General features: G+C 29.6%; 7 protein-coding genes. All 7 read right to left on the bottom strand.

The window, feature by feature from the left end:
- The coding region (locus ES677_RS14800) for a transposase (protein WP_148380285.1) at positions 1 to 181 on the bottom strand (181 nt) is incomplete at its 3' end.
- Positions 182 to 204: 23 nt separating this feature from the next.
- The gene (locus tag ES677_RS14805; protein ID WP_211357896.1) at positions 205 to 789 is read right to left on the bottom strand and encodes a primase-helicase family protein; all 585 of its coding nucleotides are present in this window, start codon (positions 787 to 789) and stop codon (positions 205 to 207) included.
- A gap of 2 nt (positions 790 to 791) precedes the next feature.
- Positions 792 to 1,133, bottom strand: a complete 342-nt coding sequence (locus tag ES677_RS14810) for a hypothetical protein (RefSeq protein WP_148381665.1) — start codon at positions 1,131 to 1,133, stop codon at positions 792 to 794.
- Positions 1,133 to 1,468: a helix-turn-helix domain-containing protein gene (locus ES677_RS14815; RefSeq protein WP_148381666.1), complete on the bottom strand. Its 336-nt coding sequence runs from the start codon at positions 1,466 to 1,468 to the stop codon at positions 1,133 to 1,135. The genes ES677_RS14810 and ES677_RS14815 overlap by 1 nt, the downstream gene beginning before the upstream one ends.
- Positions 1,469 to 1,572: 104 nt before the next feature.
- Positions 1,573 to 2,673: a hypothetical protein gene (locus ES677_RS14820; RefSeq protein WP_148381667.1), complete on the bottom strand. Its 1,101-nt coding sequence runs from the start codon at positions 2,671 to 2,673 to the stop codon at positions 1,573 to 1,575.
- A 10-nt stretch (positions 2,674 to 2,683) separates the two neighbouring features.
- Complete coding sequence (locus ES677_RS14825) at positions 2,684 to 3,940, bottom strand: tyrosine-type recombinase/integrase (protein ID WP_148381668.1); 1,257 nt, start codon at positions 3,938 to 3,940, stop codon at positions 2,684 to 2,686.
- A 371-nt stretch (positions 3,941 to 4,311) separates the two neighbouring features.
- The coding region (locus ES677_RS14830; RefSeq protein WP_246124586.1) for a transposase at positions 4,312 to 4,792 on the bottom strand (481 nt) is incomplete at its 5' end.

A 4,792-nucleotide genomic window follows, 5' to 3' on the forward strand; every position in this document is an offset into this window, starting at 1 on the left:
AATTACCATTGCCTGGGAAACTTCCCGATTCAAAAGCTTCAAATTCTTTACGCCACTTGTATAAAAGAGTAACCTTGATACCTAGTTCTCTTGCTAGTTCTGACAGGTTCTTTCTGTCCTTACTTAATTCTACAGCTTGTCGTTTAAAAGCTGGATCATATTTCTTTCGCTCTTGTGTCATAAGTTAAATGTAAGACTTTATGCTTAACTTGTACTGTCCGCTAAATTAGCACATCCACTATCCTCTCTTTTGTCTAGTAGCACTTCATCAACTGCAATAATTAATTTTGAAGCCCAGTCAGAATTAAACCTACTTCTAAAATCCTCATTATTATTAATGGTCATATTGTTTTGAAATATAAGCTTCATCCAATTAATAAAAGTAGTTTTACCTGTATTACGCTCATTACTTACAAGACACAAAATAGGTAATACCTGCGTTGGATTCTGCCATAGAATACTAATATAATCTAAGCCCATTTCATATTGTTCGCCGAAAATATGTTTTAGAAACTTTTCGGTTTCTGTAAAACTACCTTCAGTCATTTGATGTTCTAAATTCTCATATTTATTATAAAACCCATTGATAACAAATTGGTAGTTTGTGTGTGAGGGTATCAAACAAAAACCGTCATACTTATCTATATTTTTCACAAATTCTTTATCGTAATCTGTCGCTATTTCATTCTTGGACCATGGCACTAACATTTTAATAGTATCAGTACTGTTTAATGGCATCTTTACGTGTTTGTAATACGTTGTACCTATTCGTAAATATTTATCTTCCATAACTATACATTTACTTTTAAGTGAGACAATCGAGAATCATCGATAACTCCAAATTTTGAGAAAAATAAAACCTTAATGACTACGCCATGAGTAGATTTGTCTCTTTTACAAATTTCTGTTATCTCTTTTTCTATTTGATAAAGTGGTAATCTCGGTTTGTATTGAAGTTTTTTAATAATCATTTCTACTTTCATTAATAAGTGATTTTTTGTTTGTAATGAAAATGGAGAATTATCGTTAATACTCGTCGTTGACAAGTCTTTATAGAGTTCTTCTAGATCTGCTAAACCATCAGGTTTATGAGTCGCTACATACGTTGTACTTAGTGTTTCTTTATATACCATTATCTAAGTCTTTTGCTCTTGTTAGACAAAAAAGCATCAGCATCTGCTGCAACTTCTATAATGGTTTTTTGCTTCCCTAGTTTTATCCAATCTATTATTTCGGATTGAAAGAAGAATAATCGTCCATTTTTTTTGTGGTAAGGAATTTGATTTTTTTGACAGTAACCATAGAGTGTTGGTTTGGTATAACCAGTTAACTCAACTATTTCATCAATAGTTTTTGGGAAGTCCGTTTGAGGTTGTGTTTCTGCCCTATTTAGCAATAAGGCTTTTAATTCTTTAAGGTCTCTTTTAACCTCTGCAACATCTTGTTGCGTTTGTTCAAATGCTATCATTTTTATACTATTTTAAATTAATAATAGTACAAGGATAGTCGGTTGTTATGAGGGTTTATGAAGTTCTGTAGTTGTGGTAATAACTATTGTAGTTAGAGTAATAACTATAGTAGTTTAATCGTTCTTTTCGGCTTTTTATTAAAATTATTCTTTACGTTATTATAATCCCAACCATTAAAATTATCAGTCAAAAGTTTAATAAAAACACCTGAAACTTGACCTGTTCCAAAATAATCGCAATAATTATCGTAAAACTCTCTGAACCTATGTTGAATTATAAACTTCTCTCCTTTAGCCGTTTTATTAAAACTTTGCTTTGGTAAATCTGTCATTCCGCAAAACGCTTTTTTAATAAAGATATCGAACTCCTTATCTGTTAAAAAAGGCTTGCCATTTTTACTGTTTTTGATTGTGAATATTTGAAAGTGATCAACCGCCTCCTGAATACTCATCAATTTGTGAAATACATTAGTATATTTATTATAATTAAAACTTTCATCATTAATTAATTTATTATTATTATTATTATTAGATAATGATTCTGTTAACAACTTCTTTTCATAATACCTTAACTGTTTTTTAAAAAATTTTATTTGAGGATTTGTAAAATCAAATAAAATTCTATCTGTAAATTTAGCCATAACCTTATGAGTTTCTAAATCTTCAAGACTTTCATTAAGTTTTTTTATTGCTTCCTTGGTTTTCATTTTGGAATAAAGCTCACGTAATAGAAGTATAGTCTGATTTAATAAAATATTATCAAATGCTTCGCCATCAAAGGATAATTCCCCATTATTAAATCTAAAATGTTCAAAAAACTTATATGTTAATTCTAATATTAATTCTTTGGATTTAAATAAATGGCTGTTATTTTCAATATAACTTACGTAGAACATAATAGAAGTACTAAGCGGAGTTCCTGCTCGAATATAATATATTTCACAAGTTTTTTCATTCTCAATTTTAATATCACCTTTACACTTCTTACAATTATCTTTTACTTCATCTGGCAGTGATAAGTGAATCTGTTGATTGATGTATTTTATCCAATCATCATAGTATTTATCATTAGTTAAATGTTTTTTAATTAACAAAATATATTTTTCGTATTCTTTAATTATTTGAATTTCATTTCTAGGCTTACTGGCCTCCTCAATAAATTCAGACATTGAGAAACTATGAGTGTTATCTAATTTTTTAAGCATTCTATTAAATTTAAAAATCCATTATTGAGTTAGCAAAATCTTTTTTAGTTTTATCTTCGAAGCCTGCAAAGTAGCTTTTAGTTACACTAAGGTCACTATGGTTTAAAGCCTCACTGATAAACTCCATAGATGCACCTTTACGCACAGAGTTTGTAGCAAAACTGTGGCGAGCCCAATAGGTAGATATATCTTCAGGTAATGCATTCGCTTTGGCTATTCGTTTTATATGGTCATTGAGGTAACGTGTAAAGTTCTTAATTTTTTTATACTGAACTGTGCTGTCGTCATTGTTATCAACAATATTAAATACATATCCACTTTTATCTTTAATTCCATAATTCGAAATCACACCATTAGTAAATTCTGTTAGATAAATTGTTATTACCGTTTTTTCGGCAGTCTTATCAAATGTTTTGGCTCTATAATATGAAAATTGGTCTCCTTTGATATCGGAATATTTAAGTAGAGCAATATCTTTTAAATTCATTCCATTACACGCATAACTAAAAAACCAGAAATCTTTAGCTTTCTGTTCATTACTATTATCAGGTTTGGCTTTAAACAATGTTTTTAACTCTAAAGAACTTAAAGCTTTCTTTACTTTTTTAGTTCTCAAAATTTTATACTTATTTTTACCAAATGGATAATGCTCATTATTTAAGTCGTTAACGGCAATGGCATTGTTGAAAATTACTCTTAAAGTTCTAGTATAAATAGATACGGTTGTAAAGCTTTTTCCATTAGCTATCATATCTTTTTCATAATCTTTCAACCAGTCAACATCAATAGCTTGAAATGTTAACCTCTCTATAGGACATTTTTTAATTTTTTCGCTAAAATTTTTCAGAGAGTTTAGGGTATACCTAAAACTTTCAGCAGTACTTATTTTATCATTTTCAAGATTTTTATCAATAGCTAAATGAAAATGATAATAAACATTATTTTTATCTGAGGCTTTCCTAAATAGTTTAAGTTCAAATTTCGCAAAATCAAAAACACTCATTGCATTTGCTTCTTCATTTGCTCTATTTTCTATAGCTTGTAATTTTAAACGAGTTTCTTTATTAGAACTTCTTAATGCTTTATTATCTGCATTTATCCAAATAGTATCAAACTCAGCTTTAGTTAAATTCATATCTAAATTATAACGTTTATCTTTTTTTAGAGCTTTACTAAACACTCTTAATTTAACTGGGCATTTTTTTGCTTCATCTTCTTTCCCTGTTTTTCCTCTACGATCTAATACAATTGAAATCCTAAAACTCATTATTTTAAATTTTTATCAAATATAATCATTTGCCCACGATTTGCCCACGAAACTTAATAATAGACCAATAATAGATATCAACAAACATATACAAAAACTCTTGAACACCCTTAAAACAGTATAAAAGACATATAATACAAGTACTTAACAAATAGCCCATATCTTGATTCCGGCTCAAGAGGTTACTGGTTTGAATCCAGTCGAGGTCACTACTAAAACCAACATTTACAAAGCTTTTGTAAATGTTGGTTTTTTTATTTTCACACGATTTGCAGAAAAAACAAAAGTTAGCACTACCAATTTCGCTACTTGTTTAAACTTTCACCTCCCCTACTCCCGGATCAAGGAATATTTTTGGGGAGTGACATAAATTAGGCATATAATTTAGTAAGTCTAAACAAGAAAAACTTAACATCTCTTACGCCTGTAAACATCGACCTGAACTCTTTGATTTTTGCATTAAAAGATTCCGCGGAAGCATTGGTGCTCCTGTTGTTAAAATAATTCAAAATTGGTTTGTAATGGATTTGTATAGACCTTGCAATGGTATTGAAGGACTTAAAATTTGAGTTTTCTACTTCGTTATACCACTGAGCCAATTTTAGTCTTGCTACATCTTTATTCGTATTGTTTTCATATATATAACTTAGTGCTTGAGCTAACTTATAGGCTTTTTCAATAGTTGGATGAAGCTTAAACAATATTTCTGCTCTTTCTATTTGTCCTGCAGTCCATTTGGTCTTTGGTTTAAATAGCAGATATCGACTCCTGGCCAGCAACTGTCTATGGGTATCTCCGTTAGCGAGAAGTTCTGGTCTATGCGATTTTTCTGTATTTATAGCTTCTTCAATA

Source organism: Bizionia gelidisalsuginis (assembly GCF_008086185.1).
GTDB classification, from domain to species: domain Bacteria; phylum Bacteroidota; class Bacteroidia; order Flavobacteriales; family Flavobacteriaceae; genus Bizionia; species Bizionia saleffrena.

Excerpts from the sequence above, each read along its gene's own strand:
- ES677_RS14810 (WP_148381665.1), bottom strand. The coding sequence starts at position 1,133 with ATGGTATATAAAGAAACACTAAGTACAACGTATGTAGCGACTCATAAA.
- ES677_RS14820 (WP_148381667.1), bottom strand. The coding sequence starts at position 2,673 with ATGCTTAAAAAATTAGATAACACTCATAGTTTCTCAATGTCTGAATTT.
- ES677_RS14805 (WP_211357896.1), bottom strand. The coding sequence starts at position 789 with ATGGAAGATAAATATTTACGAATAGGTACAACGTATTACAAACACGTA.
- ES677_RS14825 (WP_148381668.1), bottom strand. The coding sequence starts at position 3,940 with ATGAGTTTTAGGATTTCAATTGTATTAGATCGTAGAGGAAAAACAGGG.
- ES677_RS14815 (WP_148381666.1), bottom strand. The coding sequence starts at position 1,468 with ATGATAGCATTTGAACAAACGCAACAAGATGTTGCAGAGGTTAAAAGA.